The sequence below is a fragment of the Streptomyces sp. NBC_00376 genome, assembly GCF_036077095.1.
GTDB lineage: Bacteria > Actinomycetota > Actinomycetes > Streptomycetales > Streptomycetaceae > Streptomyces.
Map to the genome: position 1 here is coordinate 2,091,583 of NZ_CP107960.1, position 17,968 is coordinate 2,109,550.

Annotated in this window: 16 protein-coding genes; 9 read left to right on the forward strand and 7 right to left on the reverse strand. The window is 72.3% G+C overall.

Translation table 11 applies throughout. From position 1 onward, the window contains the following. The first annotated feature begins 15 nt into the window (after window positions 1-15). The 7 genes from OG842_RS09370 to OG842_RS09400 are packed head-to-tail and all read left to right on the forward strand — an operon-like array spanning window position 16 to window position 11,462. Window positions 16-1,224 (forward strand): hypothetical protein, encoded by a 1,209-nt coding sequence (locus tag OG842_RS09370; RefSeq protein ID WP_266729186.1) that lies wholly within the window; start codon window positions 16-18, stop codon window positions 1,222-1,224. Beyond that, entirely contained in the window at window positions 1,218-3,875 is a 2,658-nt protein-coding gene (locus OG842_RS09375; protein WP_266729187.1) for a hypothetical protein, read from the forward strand. The genes OG842_RS09370 and OG842_RS09375 overlap by 7 nt, the downstream gene beginning before the upstream one ends. Continuing rightward, window positions 3,872-5,272: a hypothetical protein gene (locus OG842_RS09380; protein ID WP_266729188.1), complete on the forward strand. Its 1,401-nt coding sequence runs from the start codon at window positions 3,872-3,874 to the stop codon at window positions 5,270-5,272. The genes OG842_RS09375 and OG842_RS09380 overlap by 4 nt, the downstream gene beginning before the upstream one ends. After that, entirely contained in the window at window positions 5,269-6,831 is a 1,563-nt protein-coding gene (locus OG842_RS09385; RefSeq protein WP_266729189.1) for a vWA domain-containing protein, read from the forward strand. The genes OG842_RS09380 and OG842_RS09385 overlap by 4 nt, the downstream gene beginning before the upstream one ends. Beyond that, the gene (locus tag OG842_RS09390; RefSeq protein WP_266729190.1) at window positions 6,828-7,505 is read left to right on the forward strand and encodes a 4Fe-4S single cluster domain-containing protein; all 678 of its coding nucleotides are present in this window, start codon (window positions 6,828-6,830) and stop codon (window positions 7,503-7,505) included. The genes OG842_RS09385 and OG842_RS09390 overlap by 4 nt, the downstream gene beginning before the upstream one ends. Beyond that, window positions 7,495-8,871, forward strand: a complete 1,377-nt coding sequence (locus OG842_RS09395; RefSeq protein WP_266729191.1) for a hypothetical protein — start codon at window positions 7,495-7,497, stop codon at window positions 8,869-8,871. Before OG842_RS09390 ends, OG842_RS09395 begins: the two co-directional genes overlap by 11 nt. Then, window positions 8,868-11,462 carry an AAA family ATPase gene (locus tag OG842_RS09400; protein WP_266729192.1) on the forward strand — a complete coding sequence of 865 codons (2,595 nt, stop codon included), beginning with the start codon at window positions 8,868-8,870 and terminating at the stop codon, window positions 11,460-11,462. The genes OG842_RS09395 and OG842_RS09400 overlap by 4 nt, the downstream gene beginning before the upstream one ends. A 66-nt stretch (window positions 11,463-11,528) precedes the next feature. On the opposite strand, the gene OG842_RS09405 is transcribed toward OG842_RS09400, so the two are convergent. The 6 genes from OG842_RS09405 to OG842_RS09430 are packed head-to-tail and all read right to left on the reverse strand — an operon-like array spanning window position 11,529 to window position 15,597. After that, window positions 11,529-12,242 (reverse strand): contact-dependent growth inhibition system immunity protein, encoded by a 714-nt coding sequence (locus OG842_RS09405; protein WP_266729193.1) that lies wholly within the window; start codon window positions 12,240-12,242, stop codon window positions 11,529-11,531. Between the two features lie 13 nt (window positions 12,243-12,255). After that, window positions 12,256-12,555: an RNase A-like domain-containing protein gene (locus OG842_RS09410; RefSeq protein WP_266729194.1), complete on the reverse strand. Its 300-nt coding sequence runs from the start codon at window positions 12,553-12,555 to the stop codon at window positions 12,256-12,258. A gap of 25 nt (window positions 12,556-12,580) precedes the next feature. Beyond that, on the reverse strand, window positions 12,581-13,168 hold the full coding sequence (locus OG842_RS09415) for a hypothetical protein (protein ID WP_266729195.1): 588 nt from the start codon (window positions 13,166-13,168) through the stop codon (window positions 12,581-12,583). Between the two features lie 8 nt (window positions 13,169-13,176). Continuing rightward, window positions 13,177-14,874 (reverse strand): RNase A-like domain-containing protein, encoded by a 1,698-nt coding sequence (locus tag OG842_RS09420; protein ID WP_266729196.1) that lies wholly within the window; start codon window positions 14,872-14,874, stop codon window positions 13,177-13,179. After that, window positions 14,874-15,176, reverse strand: coding sequence for a WXG100 family type VII secretion target (locus OG842_RS09425; protein ID WP_266733488.1), 303 nt, complete (start codon window positions 15,174-15,176; stop codon window positions 14,874-14,876). The genes OG842_RS09420 and OG842_RS09425 overlap by 1 nt, the downstream gene beginning before the upstream one ends. Before the next feature lie 13 nt (window positions 15,177-15,189). After that, the gene (locus OG842_RS09430; protein WP_266729197.1) at window positions 15,190-15,597 is read right to left on the reverse strand and encodes a WXG100 family type VII secretion target; all 408 of its coding nucleotides are present in this window, start codon (window positions 15,595-15,597) and stop codon (window positions 15,190-15,192) included. A gap of 298 nt (window positions 15,598-15,895) precedes the next feature. Here OG842_RS09430 and OG842_RS09435 point away from each other — a divergent pair, with 298 nt between their 5' ends. Beyond that, on the forward strand, window positions 15,896-16,261 hold the full coding sequence (locus OG842_RS09435) for a PH domain-containing protein (RefSeq protein ID WP_328512187.1): 366 nt from the start codon (window positions 15,896-15,898) through the stop codon (window positions 16,259-16,261). A 192-nt stretch (window positions 16,262-16,453) separates the two neighbouring features. Here the strand turns inward: OG842_RS09435 and OG842_RS09440 are convergent, their stop codons facing one another. Next, on the reverse strand, window positions 16,454-17,443 hold the full coding sequence (locus OG842_RS09440) for a hypothetical protein (protein ID WP_266729199.1): 990 nt from the start codon (window positions 17,441-17,443) through the stop codon (window positions 16,454-16,456). A 170-nt stretch (window positions 17,444-17,613) separates the two neighbouring features. Between OG842_RS09440 and OG842_RS09445 the strand changes: the two genes are divergently transcribed. After that, window positions 17,614-17,943 carry a CU044_2847 family protein gene (locus OG842_RS09445; RefSeq protein WP_266729200.1) on the forward strand — a complete coding sequence of 110 codons (330 nt, stop codon included), beginning with the start codon at window positions 17,614-17,616 and terminating at the stop codon, window positions 17,941-17,943. Window positions 17,944-17,968 lie beyond the last annotated feature (25 nt).

Below are 17,968 nucleotides of genomic sequence, written 5' to 3' on the forward strand. Positions count from 1 at the left end.
ACGAGGAGAAACACCATGTCCGTTCCGTACTACGACCCCAACGAGGACCCGCAGGACCCGGGCGACCCCTCCGCACCGGAGGATCCGCAGCCGCCCCGCTCCTTCCCGGAGGACACCACCCTGCACTGGCCCGACCCCGCCCCGCGGTCCGCCGCCCGCCCGGAGGAGACGGGGACCGAGTACTACCCCGACCACCCCGCCTCGCAGCCCTCGTACTCCGGATTCGACGGCTCCCTGGAACCGGAGGAGGTCCCGAGGCCCCCCGGCGGCATGGCGGCCGCCGGCAACGACCGGATCCGCATCGCGCTGTGGGGCGCTCCGCGCTCGGGCAAGACGTCCTACCTGGCCGCGATGCCCATCGCCGCGATGCAGCAGCAGCGCCAGGGCCGCCCCAACTGGGTGATCAGCGGGATGAATCCGGAGTCCAACGAATTCCTCACCTCCGGTGTGATCCAGCTGGCGAGCGACCGGGTCTTCCCCGAGGCCACCGTGGGCGTGCGGTCGCTGTCCTGGTCCTTCCAGGGCGAGGAGACGGCGAACGCCTCGTTCCGCAAGCGCCGCGACGTGGGCTTCGTACTGGAGGTCCAGGACGTGGCGGGCGAGGTGTACGGGAGGGACGTCGAGCACGCCCTGCGCCCCCGGGTCCTCGACCAGCTGACCCGTTCCCAGGGGCTGATCTACCTCTTCGACCCGCTGCTCGACGGCGAGCAGTCGACCAACAGCTTCGACTTCCTCTACTCGATGCTCAACGAGCTCAACACCCGGGTCCGCAACGCGGGCCGGCTCCACCGCAACCGGCTGCCGCACCATGTCTCCGTCTGCGTCACCAAGTTCGACGACCCCAAGGTGTTCCGCCCGGCGGTGGAGGCCGGCTGGGTGACGCAGGACTCCGTGGGTTCCCGGCTGCCCCGGGTGCCCGCCGAGCAGGCCGCCCACTACTTCCAGTGGCTGTGCGACGAATTCCGGGGCTCCAACGCCCGGCTCGTACGGGACGGGCTGCTGAACTTCTTCCACCCGCAGCGCATCTCGTACTACGTCTCCTCCGCGATCGGCTTCCGGCTCAACCCCCAGCACATCTTCGACTACCGCAATTACCTCAATGTGGAGACCGTCGACCGTGTCCCCCGGATCCGCACCTCCCCCGTACCCATCAACGTCCTGGAACCGCTGACCGAGCTGGAGAGCCGGATCCGGACGGCCGCGCGCAGGCGGCGGCCATGGTGAGCGACCGGTCCGGCGCCGCGGGGCTGCCCGCCGAGTGGGCGGTCCTGGGCAAGCACCCGGGCCAGAGCATGGGGTACGAGGTGCTGGCCGGCAGCCTGCCGAGCACCCGCGCCCAGCGCTATCTGTGGAGCGCCACCACCGGGACCCCGGACGCGCGCGAACCGGCCAGCGGCCTGCCCTGGCGGGTGTTCCTCAGCGGCGCGGAGAAGGAGACCGGTTCGGTCTGCGCCGTGGTGGACACCGGCTGGGACGGCTCCAAGGACGGTACCGGCAGGCCCAGTTACACCTGGCGGCTGCTGCTGCTCGAATGGAGTGCGGCCAGCCGTGCCGGGGTCACCTGGACCGCGCTGGACCGGGCCGTCTCCCTGGCCGCGTCCGACTCCGTTCCCCGGGCCGCCACCGTGACCCCGGTGCGCACCCCCGCCACCGAACTGGCGGGCACCGTGGACCGGCTGGGCTTCGAGTGGGCCGCCGGGATGGCCGCTCTGCTGCTGGACGGCCACCAGCTGGTGATCACTCCGCCGCCCGGCGGCGTAGTCCCCGACGTCGCCGAGCGGGTCCGGATGCTGGACGCCATCTGCTCGCTGCTGCCGTACGGCTGCCGCGCCTGGCTGAGCGGCGCCACCTGGACCGGCAAGGCCGAGCACGGTCTGCGGCTGGTCTTCGCCGCCGCCGCCCGGACCGGGCAGCAGGAGGTGGCGCTGCGCACCGGCCGCCCGCCGGCCCCGCAGGGCGAGGCGGCCCGCACCTACCTCGCCGAGCTGCTGCGGGTGCGGGCGAAACGGGAGTCGACCACCGACGTGGTGGCCCATCTGCTCGCCGCCACCGTCGCCGTTCCGCTGCGCGAGCCCGGCACGGCGGTACGCGTCCTCCAGGAACTGGACCTGCTGGACTCCGTGCTGAACGACATCCGGCGGGGGCGCGGCAGGGTCGACGACGTACAGCGGCTGCTGGATCTGCAGGCGGCCGGGTCACTGGACGAGCAACGGCTCGGGATCCTCGTCTCCTTCCTGGCCGGGTGCGCCCGGCGTCCGGACGGCGCGGCCGCGCGGGCCGTGCTGACCCGGCACTGGACACCGCGGGTCCCGGACCTGCTGGCCGCCGATGTCGTCTCGCACGCGGCGTCGAAGGAGACGCTCACGCTGGCCAGGGGGTACCTGGAGCTGCTGCGCGGTCTTGAGGGGCCGCATCCGGGCTCGTTCGAGCGGCTGTTCACCGTTCTGGCGGCCACCGAGAGCTACGACCCCGCCTGGGTCGGGTCGCTCGCGTACATGGTGGAGAGCAAGTTCGGGCACACCTCCGAGGCGGTCGACCGCATCCTGGTCGACTCGCGGGAGGCCGGGACGGCCTGGCTGCGGGTGCTGCTGGGGGACCGGGTCCGCGACCTGAGGCCGCTGTCCCGCCTGGTGGCGCTAGCCGGGCAGGTCCGCGTCGAACACAGACCGGGCTGGCTGCGCTTCGCCGGGGTCCTGACCGGGCAGACCGGTCCGGCCGAGGTCTTTCCGGGCGACGCCGCCGAGTTCGCCTCGGCGCACGAGGACGCGTGGCGGATCGCTCTGGAGACCGCGCGTCAGCACGGCCGGCCGGTCGTGTTCGGACTGATGTGGGACGTCCTGCGGCAGGCCGTCTGCAGTGGCGGGCAGCGTGACGTACTGGCGCTGCTGGACGCCCTGCTGCCGCCCGGGGCGCCGGACCTGCTGCCGGAAGCGGCTGCCGACGCCGACCTGTTGCGGGTGCTGGCCGGGCTGAACGGCGCCGATTCCCGGCTCGCCCTGTCGATGTCCCGGCTGCGGCGGCTCTCCGTCGACCCCGCCGTTCTCGACGACTACGCCGCCGCGATCGCACGACGGACCGAGGGCGACCCCGCGTTGAAGGACCGGGTGGTCGAGGCGCTGCTCGGCGACGAGCCGGACCCCGGCAACTCCTGGGCGGTGCTGTCCTGGTGGATCCGCCGGCGGCCCAGCACCGAGGCCACCGTGCGGGACGGGCTGGCCCGGCGGCTCGCCTCGGCCGACTACTCCCGCTGGGTCGGTATCGACCTCCCCGAGGACCTGGTCGACAGCCTGGCCTACCGCAGCGGCCTGGGATGGCTGCGGCCGGTACAGCGGCTGCGGGTCGCCGCCCGCGGCCGCGCCGAGGTGAGCGAGTTCAGCCGCATCATCGCCGACGCCTGCCCCGACCGCCGGTTCTCCGGCCCCCTGCTGGACGAGATCGCCTCGCTCATCGGGGACTTCGGGGCGTGGTGGGCCTTCGACCTCACGACGGAGCTGGACCAGCGGCTGCCCGGTCTCGGGTTCGCGGTGTACGAGGCGCTGGGCAGCAGCCCGTTCCACCGGGAGGTCCGCGACCGGCTGGTCCGGTACAGCGCCGACGAGGAGAACCGCCACCGCCGGATCCTCGGGGCGCTGCGCGCCGCCGCCCCCGGCCACGACCGGCCGCCCCAGCGGCCCGCGTACCGTCCGCCGCCGAACCCGGCCGCCGGGCCCGTCCCCGGCGCCGCTCCGGCCGCGCCGCCACCTCCGCCGCAGCCTCAGCCGCCGGCCACCGGGTACCCCGATCCCCCCGACGACCGGACCGTCGCCCAGCAGTACCAGGCGGACGACCAACGCCGCGGGCTCCTCGGCCGGTTCAAGAACCGGGGGCGTCCGTGAGCGCCGTCGCCATCGACATCGGCTCCCGGTACGCCCGGATCGCCCGCGTCGGCGCGCACGGGGCGCCGGAGCTCGTCGAGTTGCCGGGGGCGGTCCCCGGCGAGGGCCTGCCGGTTCCGGCCGGGGAGGACGGCGGGCGTGACGCCGCCCTGCGCGCGGCCTACGCCGCGTACGTCGGGCAGCACGGTGTCCCGGACCGGTTGGTGATCGTCGCTCCGCGGCCGGACCGGTCCGGGCCTGCGGGCCACGGGGCCGACGCGTCGGCCGGTCTGCACGGGACCGGCCGGACGCCGCCGCTGAGCGTCCTGAGCACCCCGCACGCCGTGCTGGCCCTGCTGCGGCACGCGGGGACGGCGACGGCCGGCCGGTACGTGGTGTGCGACCTCGGTGCGGCGGCGGCCGAGGTGTCGGTGTGCGTGGTGACGGCCGGTGCGGTCGCGGTCGCCGGGTGCGCCCGGCACGCGCCCGCGGACGGGTACGGGGCCGGTTTCGAGGCGGCTCTCCTGGCGGAGGCGGGCCTGCCCTGCGACGAGGCGGGCCGCCGGGTGCTGGCCGGGCTCCGGGCCGAGGACGGCGCCGCGCTCCGTCTGGACCTGGCCCTCGACAGCGCCGGACGCAACCCGGACCGCTACGACGCCACCGCCGTCCACCGCGTGGCGGGGCGCAACATCACCGCTGGCACGGTCCGCCTGGCCCTGCGCCGGCTCGCGGCCGGACTGGACCTGGCGACGGCCGAAGCGCTGGACGGCGCCGCTCCCGCTCCCGCTCCAGCTCCCGCGGAGGAAGCCTCTCCAGCTGAAGAAGCCGCGCGGGCGGCGGTCGGCGGGCTGGTCGCGGTGGGCGGCACCGCCCGGTTCGCGCCGCTGCTGCGGCATCTGACGGGCGGCGGGTGGCCCCTCGTGCCGCTACCCGCCGGCACCGATCCCGCGCTCGCCGCGGTGTACGGCGCCGCGCTCGTCGCGGCCGGCCTGGCCGATCCGGCGGACCGCTATCCGTACGCCGTGTGCGTGGGCGCCCATCGGACCGTGGCGGGGCGGCCGGAGAACCAGGAGCTGCTGGTCTGCGGGGCCGGGCTCCTGGAGCCGGGCGGCGCGGCGGTCTTCGCGGAGGCGGGCGGGGAGCGGCTGCGGGTGCGGACCGGGCCGGCGGGAGCCGCGGCCGGGCGGCCCGTGGAGGTGCGGGTGCGCGATCCCGAGGGTGCCGTGAGCGTGCCGGTGCGCACCCTGGCGCTGCCCGGTGGCGCCGAGGACGACCGTTTCCATCTGGGTGTCCGCCTCGCCGTGGACGGGACGGCCCGGCTGGTGCTGCGTCCGCTGGACGCGGGGGCGCCCGCGGAATTCCCGCTCGGTGAACTGCCGACCGATCTCAGGACCGATCCCAAGGGAGTGCGTCTGTGAAGCACACCAGCCCGTCGTGGGCGTTCCGGTTCGGGCGCGGATGCGCCGTCGTGCTCACGGCGGCGCTGCTGGCCGCGCCGGTGACGGCCGCGCGCGCGGCACCGGGCGGTCAGGACCCGACCCGCGCCGAGATCTACCGGGCGCTCGCGCTGGACCAGGCGCCGGGCGACCATGTGATCCTCGTGGACACCTCCGGTTCGATGGCGCAGGGCGGCCGCTACAGCACCGTGCGTTCGACCCTGCGCCGGTTCCTGGACGGCCTCACGCCCAAGGACCACGTCGCGCTGTTCACGTTCGACTCCCGGCCGGAACCCAGGTACATCGGCGCGGCCGGGGACACCGCGAGGATCGTCGCGTCGCTGCCGTCCAGGCCCGACCCGGCGGGTGACACCGACATCGGCGCCGCGCTGAACGCCGCGCTGACCGAGCTCGGGCGGGACGGAGCCGCCCCGGTGGCCTCGGTCGTGCTGCTCACCGACGGCGAGCACCATCCGCCGCGCGGCTCCCGCTACCCCACCGCCTCGGGCGCGCCCTGGGCACAGCTGCACCAGCGGGCGCAGGCCCTCACCGCCCGCACCGAACTCGCGGGATACGCGCTCCCGTTGAGCAGCGGGGCGACCGGCGCCGATCTGCTGGGCAGGGTCGTCGAGGACACCTCGGTGCTCCGGCCGCAGAGCATCCAGGACCTCGGCGGGTACCTGGCGCGCGCCGGTGACCGCGCGCGGGCCCGCAAGGCCGCCGGGCTGCTCGCCGGGGACGCGGACCGGGGCGTGCGCGCCGACTGGCAGGACACCGGTGGGACCGATCTCAGCAGCGGTTCGGCCACCGCGAAGCTCACCCTGCGGTCCACCACCCGCCATCTGCCGCTGACCGTCGACGGTTTGCGGGCCTCGCTGACCGGTCCGTCCGTGGCGATCGCCGGACTGCCCGGCCGGGTGACCCTGGAACCGGGTGAGTCCCGCACCTTCGACGTGCGGCTGACCGGCCGGCTGGCGGGGGGCCCGCTGCCGTACCGGCGTACCGAACACGCCGATGCCACGCTGCGGCTGACCGGCCGGGTCGGCTCGGCGTGGGAGCGGCCGCTCGCCCCGGACGTCGGTCTCGGCATACCCCGCGCGGTGCACGTCGAGCGGAAGGCGGTGCCGCTGCGGGCGACCGCCGGTTCGGTGGTCCTGCTGCCCGCGCTGGCGGCGGCCCTGGTGCTGGTGGCGGTCGGGGCGTGGCTGTGGTGGCGGCGGATCAACCGGCCGCTGCTGCACGGTGTGCTGCTGGTGGCGCCCGCGTTCGGCGAGCAGCTGCCGGACCGTGTGGTGCTGGCGGGCCGGCGGGGGGTGCTCGGGCCGCCCGCGGTGGGCGGGCACGGCCGGGTCGTGGGCAGGCGCCGGTCCACGGAGCATGGTCCGCGGACCGATCTGCGCATCCGGTACACACCGGACGGTTCCACCGCCCGGGAGACCGTCGCCACCTGCGCCCCGGGGGGCAGGGTCGTCGTCGGCGGCATGTCGTTCACCTATGTCGCCGACCCGGGCCCCGCTCCGGCCGCCGGGTGGCCCCGGTGACCGGAACCGTGCTGAACGTGGCGGCGACCCGGGTCGGCACCGAGGTGCTGGGGCCGGGGGTGCGGTCCGTGCTGTGGGTCCAGGGCTGCCCGTTGTCGTGCGCCGGGTGCATGGCGCCGGACTGGATTCCCTTCCGGCCGGCCCGGAGCGCCGAACCGCTGGAGCTGGCCGAGGAGTTGCTGGCCGATCCGCGCGTCGAGGGCCTGACGTTCTCCGGCGGCGAGCCGATGGCGCAGGCGGCCGGGCTGGCCGAGGTGGCGAGGGCGGCGAAGGCGGTCCGGGACGTGTCGGTGATCTGCTTCACCGGCCACCGCCTGGAGCGGCTGCGGAGCCGGCCGCCCGGCCCCGGCGTGCACCGGCTCCTCGACGAGACCGACGTACTGATCGACGGTCCGTACGTGGCCGCGCTGGACGACGGACGGGGGCTGCGTGGCAGCTCCAACCAGCGCGTCCATCTGCTCACCGCACGGTACGCGGACGGCGGCTACGACTTCGAGGGCCGGCCCCGGGCCGCCGAGATCGCCGTCAGCGGCCCGGAGGCACTGCTCGTCGGGGTGCCTCCGCCCGGCCTGATCGGCGCCTTCGACCACGCGGTCGACGCCGTTCGCACCCGGATGGCCGGCCGGGTACCTCCCCACGCATCCGAAGGACGGGAACCCCACCATGAGCGGTAGGAAGCGCATCCAGGTCGACGAGTCGGAGTGGTACCGCATCCAGCGCCAGGCGCAGCAGCTGAAGGAGGTGAAGCGCAGTGTCCCCCGCCTCGTCGACGCGGTGCGGGAGCAGACCGCGGCCGACCTGGACCGGGTGTTCACCGAGGTCGAGCAGCGGCAGCAGCGGCACGAGTCGGTGGTCCGGGAGCTGAGCGAGCAGACCCGGCGGCTGGAGGCCGACACCGCGCGACAGCTCGGCCGGCAGGCCGCGCAGCTGCGCGGGGAGCTGGCCGCGTCCGCCGGGCAGATCCGGCAGGAAACCCGGCAGCGGCTGGCCGAGCAGCAGGAGCGGACCCGGCGGGCGATCGCGGCCGAACGCGCCGAGCGAAGGGCCGAGACGGCCCGGCTGTCCGCCGAGATCGACTGGTGGAAGGAGGACCGGACCCGGGCCGGGCAGCTGGTTGCGGCCTGGCTGTCCGACGCCGGGGCGATGGCCGGGGCGATCACCGATGCGGGGCTGCACGAGCGGTACGCGCCCGGTGAGCTCGACCGGCTGACGGGCCGGCTGACGACGGCGGAGCAGAACGCGGCGCAGGGCAGGTTCGACGCGGCGCTGGCGATGGCGCAGGAGACGTACCACTCGCTCAGCGAGCTGCGGGCGGAGACCGAGCAGCGGGAACTGGAGCGCTGCACGGCGCAGATCGCGGCGATCGACGCCCTGGTCACGGTGGCCAACGAGATCGAGGGCAGCCGGATCCAGCCGGTCGTGGGTCCTGACGGGCAGCCGCTGGACGGGTACACGGTGGACGTCGACTACTGGTCGGACGGCGAGGTGGGCCGGCTGCGGCAGGAGACCGAACAGGGGCTGGCGGGCGCCCGCGACGACCGGACCGGCACGGCGGAGCTGCGCCGGCTGCGGGAGGAGGAGGCGCCGCGGCTGGAGAAGGCGCTCGGCGACACCGTGGGGAAGGCGTGTCTGCGGCATCTGTCCTCGCAGATCCGGGTGAACCTGGCGGACGCGGTGACCCAGGCCCTGTCCGGGATGGCGTACTACGAATTCGTCGACGGCGAGTACGAGGACTCGGACCCGCGCGGCTCCTACTACGCCAAGCTCCGCCACGCGAACGGCAATGAGATCGTGCTCGACATCTCGCAGACCGACCGGGACTCCGGACAGCACGTGGTGCGGGTGCTGTCGTACGACCACGACACCACCGCCGAGGCCGAGCTCCACGACCGGGCCGAGATGGTCAGCCGGGCGATCCAGGACGACGGCCATCCGGTGCCGGCGGCGCCGGTGTCCGAACCGGGGGTGCCCGACCCGGGACTGCCCGACATCGGGCGCCACCGCGAACAGCCGCGGCGTCCGGCGGAGGGCGGCGCATGACCGAAGGACCGTCCGCCTTCTCCGGGCCGGTCGTGGAACGGTTCGGCGGGGCCGACCTGCGCAGCGGTGAGCCGTTCACCATCTTCTACGGGCCGGGGGTGAGCGATGTCTTCGTCGACAGCGCCTACCAGGTGTGCACCCTGGAGCAGGTACTGTGGCGGCGGCTGCGGGCCGCCGGTTACGAGCGGATCGTGTTCAGCTCGACGGACCATCCGCTGTACTTCCGGGACGCGGCCTCACGCGACCTGTCCCGCAGCTCCCCGGCCCGGAAACGGCTTCCGGCCCCCGGGCCGCGCACCATGCGCACCCCGGGCATGCGGGGCCCGATGGGCAACCTCCGGGTGACCGGTGCACCCGGCCGCGGCCCCGCCGCCGAGGCCGCTGCCGGACCGCGCCGGGACACCGCCGGTCCACCCCGTCCGGCATCGGCGCTGTCCGATCCGTTCGCCGTCATGACGCTGGTCGACTGCCTGAAGCAGCGTGACATCCGTACGGCCGTCGTCGTCCCGCACGCCGAGAACTACCTGCGCTACAACCGGGCGTCCCGGCCGCTGGCCGGTGCCATGGCCAACTGGGCCGCACAGCACGACAACGGCAATCTGTGGGTACTGGTCTTCTCGAGGACGACGCTGGAGGACGTGGCCCGGTTCGTGGAGACGTGCCACGACTACCCGCTGCTGGAGACGTACGTGCGCCAGCAGGCACGGCAGCCGGGACGGCCCGGCACCGCCAGGATCGACTATCCGCAGGCGGCCGAGACGGAGCGGCTGATCCACGCCGTGCGGCTGCGCACGGGGCTGCGGATCGAGGACTGGCGCGAGCTGGACACCATGGTCCGGGCCATGGCGACCCATCCCCGCAAGGCGCGCAACTGGATGGCGACGCTGGAGCAGCTGGCCGGCGTGCCGGGCTCCGCGTTCAGCGCGGCGGTGGTGCGCGAGGCGGGCGCGGCCGTCGCCCCGGCCGACGCCCGCGGTCCGTGGGAGAGGCTGGCGGCCATGTCCGGACTGGACGTGGTCCGGGACCACTTCGAGCAGCTGCGGGCCGAGGTCGAGACGATGGCGGTGCTGCGCGCCGACGGCCGGGTCGAGCAGGCCGAACCGCCTTCCCTGCACCTGGTGTTCACCGGGAACCCGGGCACCGGGAAGACCACGGTGGCGCGCCTGGCCGGGGAGCTCTACCGCGATCTGGGGCTGCTGGAGCGGGGGCATGTCGTCGAGGCGAAGATGCGGGACCTGGTGGCCGGTTACGTCGGTCAGACGGCGGGGCTGACCGACGCGACGATCGACGGCGCGCTGGACGGAGTGCTCTTCATCGATGAGGCGTACGGGCTGAGCGACCAGAGCGACGGGTTCGGCGACGAGGCCATCCAGACGCTGCTCACACGCATGGAGAACGACCGCGCCCGGCTGGTCGTGATCGTCGCCGGGTACCCGGACAAGATGGCGGAGTTCCTGGCCGCCAACCCCGGTCTGGCGAGCCGGTTCGCCGAGGACAACATCCTGCGCTTCCCCGACTACCCGCCGGACACCCTGCACACCATCGCGCTGCGCCGGCTGACGGAGCGGGGCGGCCGGCCCTCGGACGAGACGGCGGACCGGCTGCGGGAGATCATCACGGGCATGCACCACGTCCGGGGCGACTCCTTCGGCAACGCCCGCGACATGCGCACCCTCGCCGACAGCGTCTTCAAGCGGTGGGCCCGCCGGGTGCGCGGCCGGGTCGCGGAACCGGTCACCCCCGATGACGTGCCCGCGAGCTACCGCGAGTTCCTGCGACGTCCCGCGCCGGACCCCGCGGAGCTGCTGGCCGAACTCGACGCGTACGTGGGGCTCGAAGCGGTGCGCGAGGTGCTGACGAACCTGGCCGGGCGGCTGCGGCTGCGCCAGGCCAGGGGCCAGGACGGCTTCGCCCCGCCGCATCTGCTGTTCACCGGCCCGCCGGGGACCGGCAAGACCACCGTGGCCCGGCTGGCCGGGGCGATGTTCCGCGATCTGGGCCTGCTGCGCAAGGGGCATGTGGTGGAGGCCGGCCGCGCCACCCTGGTCGGCGCCTATCTGGGGCACACCGCACGGCAGACACGGCAGGCGGTCCAGGACGCGATGGACGGGGTGCTGTTCATCGACGAGGCGTACAGCCTGGTGAGCGACGCCCGGCACGGGGGTTTCGGCCAGGAGGCGATCGACACCCTGGTCCAGGAGATGGAGAACCGGCGAGGCCGCCTCGTGGTGATCGCGGCCGGCTACCCCCGCGAGATCGACGCCTTCCTGGCCGCCAACTCCGGCCTGCCGTCCCGCTTCACCACACGTGTGGAGTTCCCGCACTACGGCATCGACGACCTGGTCGAGATCCTGCGCCGGATGGCCGCGAGCGAGCGCTGCACACTGGCCCCCGGGGTGCCGGAGCGCGCCGCCGCCTGGCTGGAGGCGGCCCGTCGGCTCAGCCCGTCCGAATTCGGCAACGCCCGCACGGTCCGCGGTCTGCTGGAGCTCATGGAGGCCCGGATGGCCACCCGCTACGACCCCGCCGACGCCGGGCAGTCCGTCCCCACGGAGTTCCTGCCCGAGGACGTCCCCGACCCGCCGTCCTGAGCGGCGGCCCCTGTTTGCAGCCTGCGGGCGCAGATCGCGGTGAGTGCGGCGGAGCTCACAACCACCTCACCAGTAACGGTGATTGCAGTACTGGGCAGCCCCGTCCGGCCCCTCGTACTCCGCCCGGAACCTGCCCAGTTCATCCGCGACAGCAGCCAGCCAGGCACCGGGGGTGCAGGGCTGCGGTGGTTCCACCTCCATCCCCAGCTCCGCCACGGCGAGGGCGCAATCGGATTCGTCGAGGTGAAGCGCGAGAAGTTCGTGCAGTTCGCCGATGAGCCGGGCGACGAGGTAGGGGTCGGTCGAGTCGGAGTAGTCGCGCACGGCCTCCTCATGGTCCGCGAACTCGTCCGGCATGTCCTGGGAGAACCAGCCGCCCAGGAACTGGCCCAGTTCGGGGAAGCGGGCGTGCCACTCCCAGTGGGTCAGGGGGGCCGAGGGCTTCGGGGCCGCACCGTCCTCGATCGACTGCTTGATGTGGTCGGCGACGGCGAGCAGCCAGTTCTGGATATCCGATTCGGGCAGGCCGACGTCCGGGACCGGGTAGAACTCTCCAAGGCTCAGACGCAGGCGGCCCGGTGGATTGCGGGCGTAGTCGCGGATCTGCTTTTCGGCTGTGGCCAGGGCCCAGGGGCGGGTGTGCCAGGTGTGGCGGAGGTAGGCGTGGAGGGCCTCGCTGGGCTTGTCGGGCTCTTCGGCGGCGGGCATGCCCAGGTAGGCGCTGATCACCTGGTCCAACTCACCGTAGCGCCGGTCGAATTCGAGGGGCTTCATGGACACGGTGGCGCAGCCTCTACAGGTAGATCGGGACAGTGGTGAGGACGACGAAGCCGTGCGGGCTGCTCGGCTCACGCCTGAGGATCACGCGCGCGGCCCGTACGTCCACCGGGTCGCGTCCGGCGAGCATCATCGCCTGGAGCAGGACCCGGCCCACCGGCTCGTCGCGGGACGGCCAGGAGGCCTCGATGGTGAAGCGGGGGCGGGTGCCCTGGGCGAGCCAGCGGTGGATGTGCTGTTCGTTGCGGGTAACGACCTGCTGGGTTGCCCAGTGGGCGGTTTCGCGGTCGGGGTAGGTGGCGGATCTGGTGAGCATGCGGCTTTCCGGTTCGGCTTGGAGGTCAGGTGTTCTGGAAGTTCCAGAACACAGCGACCTCGTCGTCATTCACGGCGATCAGACCGGCGTCCCAGTCATATCCGCTGAAGGGGGCGTGGCCTCGGGACGACTGCCGGTAGAAGTCGGGAAGGTCGCCTTTCCAGCCGAGGTTGGTGTAGAAGCGGGTGTCGGCAGGGAAACGCGACAGGATCATTTCAGCCCGGCGCTCCCTCTGCGGCCTGTGCTCCTCCCAGCCAAAAGTCCTGGAGACGTCCACGCCACTTGCTGCGACTCCGAGCAGGACAAGCAGCGACCGCACCGATTCTCTGGGGAGTTCCCCCACCCGCCCGCTGTAGCGCTCCACATCCGCAGGCGTGGAGGGTGTATCCCACCATGGGTAGAGCGGGTCGTCCAGGCGCTCTTCCTCGCCCTCGTAGGGGTCGATGGACTCCCAGCCCCGGGGGTCCCGGGTCTCGAGACGCATGATCGACCCGACATCGAGCCACCATTCTTCGTGTTCGCGCCGAGCGACGCCGACGAACGTGCAGAGCCATTCGTACAGCTTGAGCGCATCCGACCAGGCCCGCGCATCGAGCTCGTCTTTCCGCATCATTCGCTCCATTATTTCGGCGCCGAGGTGTAGACGACGAAAGGCGGATTCAGGCTCCCGTCGTACTTCAGACGAGAGGTCACACCAAGAGCGTCCCGGGCCGGCTGCACCGTGCTGCTGCTAGTGTCCACCACGACTGTCCGGCCAGTCACGGAACCGTAGGGCGGGCCCTGGTTCGGGACCGAGGCGACCTCGATGACCAGGTCCTTCGGGGGTGGAGGATTCTTGAGCCAGTTCTGGATCTGCGGCGTGTGCTCGCGAATATTGTACTGAGTATGTTTCTGCGCCGAACTCAGGTCCGTGAAGGACGAAGCCGTGAGGATGTCGTACTTGCCGTTCGCGCGCTGCTCGTCCTTGATCCGCTGCAGAAGCTGCTCGTCCGTCTTGCCGACGTGCTTGTCGATGGTGTGGGAGCCGTTCAGCCCCTCGTTCGTCGCCAGGTCGAGGGAGTACATGTACGGGAAGGGGCTCTCCCCGCCGATCTGCCACCGGTGTTCCTTCTTGAACTCGTTGAGCGAGCGGGCACCGAAGGCGCGGGCACGGGCGATCTCGGCCTGGTAGGTCGGCGCGCTCGTGCTCGCGATCTCGAGTTCCGGGAGAAGAGCCTTGAGCTTGCCCGCGGCCTCGGTGAACTCCTTGTGGTACTCGGCGACCACCCTGTCGCACCCTGACTTGTCCATGTGGGACCGGAATGAGAGCACGATCCGCCCGACGATCCCGCCGACCGCCAGCCTGGTCAGGTTCGAGAAGCTCAGTTCGGTGAGATCCGCAGCCGTGGCCTTCGCCGCGTTGATACCCGCCTGGCTCGTGAACGCGGTGGTCTTGTCGCCGACGTCGCACAGATGGTCGAGGACCTCCGCGATCTCATCCGCGGACTTCTTCAGGACGTCGATGATGGGACGCCTCTTGTCCGGCGTGACGTCCTTGCTGGTACGCCATTGGCGTCCCGTCTGGCTTCGTGCTCCTGCGGTGTCCAACTGTCGGCCCCACGCCGTGGTGCCCCAGATGGTCTGGCCGAAGGACCGCATGGCCGCCTGCCACTCGCCCTTGTCCTTGGGATTGGTGATCCCGGCGATGGCAGCGTTGCAGTCGTCGGATGCCTTCACTCCGTCGGAGGCGATCTTCCGCCACGCCTTGGCCATGTCCCGGACCTCGTCCTCCTTGATGCCCGGGGTGATCTCGTGCACCTTGCCGAGGCGGAGGCCCTTCTCGATGGCAGGTCTGATGATGTCCGCGAGGAAGTCCGGGAACTCGCCGATGACCCCGGAGATCCACCAGGAGTCGACGTCCTCCCCGGTGCCCGACCACTTGATGGGGTTGACGGGCCCGTACCGTGGCGGCTTGTTGATAACCACCGGCTCCGGCGTATTCCTCGGCTGCGCACCTTTCGCACCGCCGACCTGCCACTCGGCCAGAACGTAGTGGTTGGCGGTGTGGTTCAGGCCGATGGACGCCCCGCCGACGCTGACCACGCTGCGGCCCCACACTTCGAGGAACTTCGAGGTGACTTCCATGTAGGCGTCCGCGAAGGCGTCCGCGCCCCGGCCCGTACCGGCACTCTGGTTGTACTCGTTGAGTACGTCGACGAGGAGGAACGCTCGCTCCGCATGGCCGAACTGGGCTTCCTTCAGCAGGTCGGCCGCATGGTGGACGTGCACCGGCTGGACGTCGTAGCCGCCGTTCGCCGACGGTGAGGGCGGGGTGCCCATCAGGCGGCGCCCCAACCCCGCAGCACGGCCTGGTGCGCCGCCGCGTAGTTGATGTGCCCCGTGGTGACGACCTCGTGCAGCCACTTCTGCGCCGCGCGCAGGTCGTCCGCGGAGTGGTCCCACTTGTCGAGCTCGTCGATGAAGGCCTCGCGGGCCTCGCCCTCCCAGGTCAGGACAGCCTTCTCGGCCCGGCCGTACAGCAGGTCGAGCTGCTCGTTGAGCTTCTTGAGGATGGTCTCGAGATCACCGGAAAGCCGCTGAAGCGTCGCGAAGTCGACCGTTATGTGCTCGTCGTCCGTCATCATTCCCCCGTACTCACAACTCGGCGAGCCGGCTGCTCGGCGCCGCCGGCGGTGCGGTGTTCGGCGTCGACAGCTCGTCCACCTCCGCCTTCACATCCGTCCCGGACTGGACCTGCCGCAGTTGCTCCATGACGTCCAGATCCTGCTCCGAGAAGCCGTCCCGGCTCAGGCGTACAGCCTGCTCAAGGCGCTGGATCACCATGCGGATCCGTACGGCGTCCTCGGCCACTCCCCTGTGCAGATCCCGGTAGGTCTTCGCGGCCGGGCCGCGCCACCCCGCCTCGATGCCGTCGACGATCTCGTCCATGCGTTTGACCTGCTTGTCCAGGTACGTCTGCATGTCGTCGAGGTCATTGGCGAGCTTCGTCAGCCGGTCGCTGGATGCCCGCAGGCGGGGCTGCCCGCCGCCTTCACCGCTCATTGCTCCCCCGTGGCATTCCATCGCCAACACCGGTTCTGCGTCAGCCACTTCAGCCACGACATCAACTGCTCCATCGGCCACACCGGGACCCGAAGACGATCACCGCGCGCTCGGTCGCTGCCCCGCACCTGTCCCACGACCGCCCTACAGCGTCGGGGCCGACCACGCCACGACTCGGACCCGGATGCCTCACACACCTGCAAGTAGGCCCTCGGAGCGCCGGGGAACTCGCCTACGAACTCACCCGTTCACTGAACGACCGAAAAACAGAACGGCAGGACGACAGACGGGGACCCCAGTGGCACTGTTCGGCAACGCGCACACCATCGATCCGGGCAAGGCCGCGCGGGAGTACGCCCGGCTGCTCGGCCAGGGCGAGCAGGTCCACGGCGCCTACCAGCTGATACGGGACGCCATCCTGCTCACGGACCGGCGCATGATCCTGATCGACAAGCAGGGGCTGACCGGCAAGAAGATCGAGTACCACTCGCTGCCGTACCGCAGCATCACGCACTTCTCCGTGGAGACGGCCGGCCACTTCGACCTGGATGCCGAGCTGAAGATCTGGGTGTCGGGGAGCGCGACACCGATAGAGAAGACCTTCACCAAGGGGGTCAACATCTATGAGGTGCAGGCGATCCTGACGCAGTTCGTCACGCGCTGACCGCCAAGCGGCCGCCAGGCCTTGGTCTCCGCGAGTGGGATCGCGCACCACACCACCTTCCCGGAGTTCCGCCACCCCGCGCTCCGCCGGGCTTCGATCCGCCCAACCCGAGATCCACAGACACACAGCAGAACACCACCGCAGTCACCGGTAGAGATCACAACCGCCCTGCCAGCAACCGCGATTGCAGTACTAGCCCGCCCACGGGACGGTGAACCGCCCCTCGCGGTCCTGGGCCTCGCGCTCCGTCAGTACCTGCCCGAGCGCCTCGTCTGCCGCGCGGAGCCGGTTCTCGATGTCGGCGGTGGCGGCTTCCACCTCGGCCAGGGAGAGCCGCTGCCGAGCGGTGCCCGTGCCGGCGGCCATCCCCTGGGGCGCGGCCAGCGCTCGGGCCAGTTCCCGGTCGACGGCCGCGTACTTCCGCAACGAGGCGATCCGTGCGCCGCACGCGTCCCGGATCTGCGCCAACCGCTCCTCGGACCTGACGAGTTCGGTGGCCGCGTCCTGGCTCTCGCGTTCCTCGGCGGCCAGTGCGTGCTGCGCGGTGGCGGCCCGTTCGAGGAGCTGCCGGGTCTGCGGGGCGAGAGCGGCGAGCTGGTCGTCGGAGAGCCGCACCAGGGCGTCGCTGCTGGTGCGCAGCGCCTCGTCGACCCCGGTGTCCCGGCCCCGCAGGGCGGCCAGCCGGTCCGCGATGACCTGCTGCTGCTCCTGGAGGGCGTCCAGGGCGAGCACCAGCCGTTCCAGGCGGCGCAGTTCGTCGACCTGCCGGCGCAGCGCCCCGTGCCGGGCGAGCCGGTCGCGCAGCTCCTCCTCGGCGGCGGCGAGCTCGTCCAGCGCGGCGCGTTCGCTCCCGACCCGGTCGGCGACCTCGGCGAGCTGCCGCATCAGTTCCTCGGTACCGGCCGCGACCTGGTCCCCGGGCATGGCGGCGGCCAGCAGTCCCGGCAGCACGTCGGCGAGCGCGCGGCTCTCCTCCAGCGCCTCGTCCAGGTCGTACAGGGCGGCGAGCGCATGGGCGCCGCCCGCACCGCCGTCCACCTCACCAAGCGCCGACGCGGCCCGGCGGAACGCCTGCCCGAGCTCCCGCAGCGCGTCCGCGGCCTCCGTCCCGTCTGCCCCACCGCCTGCCCCGCCCGTCCCGGCGTACTCCAGGGCGGCGGTCTCATGTCCGGCATCGTTCACGACGGTCTCCGTCCCCCGGGTGCGCCGACCCGGCGAGGCCCTCCCGGGCCGCACCGAAGGTGCACATCATCGCATCCCCGGATCCTGCGCCGATCCGCTGTCGCGGCCATTATGATCGACCCACCGAAATCCCTTGCCCTGCTCAATAACCTTCATTCCAAGGGGACTTGATGACCGAGGTAGTGTCCTTCGACGGACCGGACGGGGCCTCGCTGCAGGTCGAGGTGGCCGATGACGCACCGGGGCTCGAACGGATCTCCCGGGATTCGGGCGAGGTCGTCCGGGCCGGCCGCCGGCTGGAGGACGCCCTCGCCCAGGCCCGGCCCGCGATCCGGTCGGTGGTGGACTCGGTCCGGGCGCTGGGGCCGGACGAGTACGAGATCGAGTTCGGGATGAAGTTCAACGCCGAGTCCGGGGTGGTGATCGCCAAGACCGCGGTGGAGGGCCACTTCATGGTCAAGGTCCGCTGGACCCGGCCCGACCCGGACCGTACGGCCTGAACCCGGTGGCCCCCGACTGGGAGCG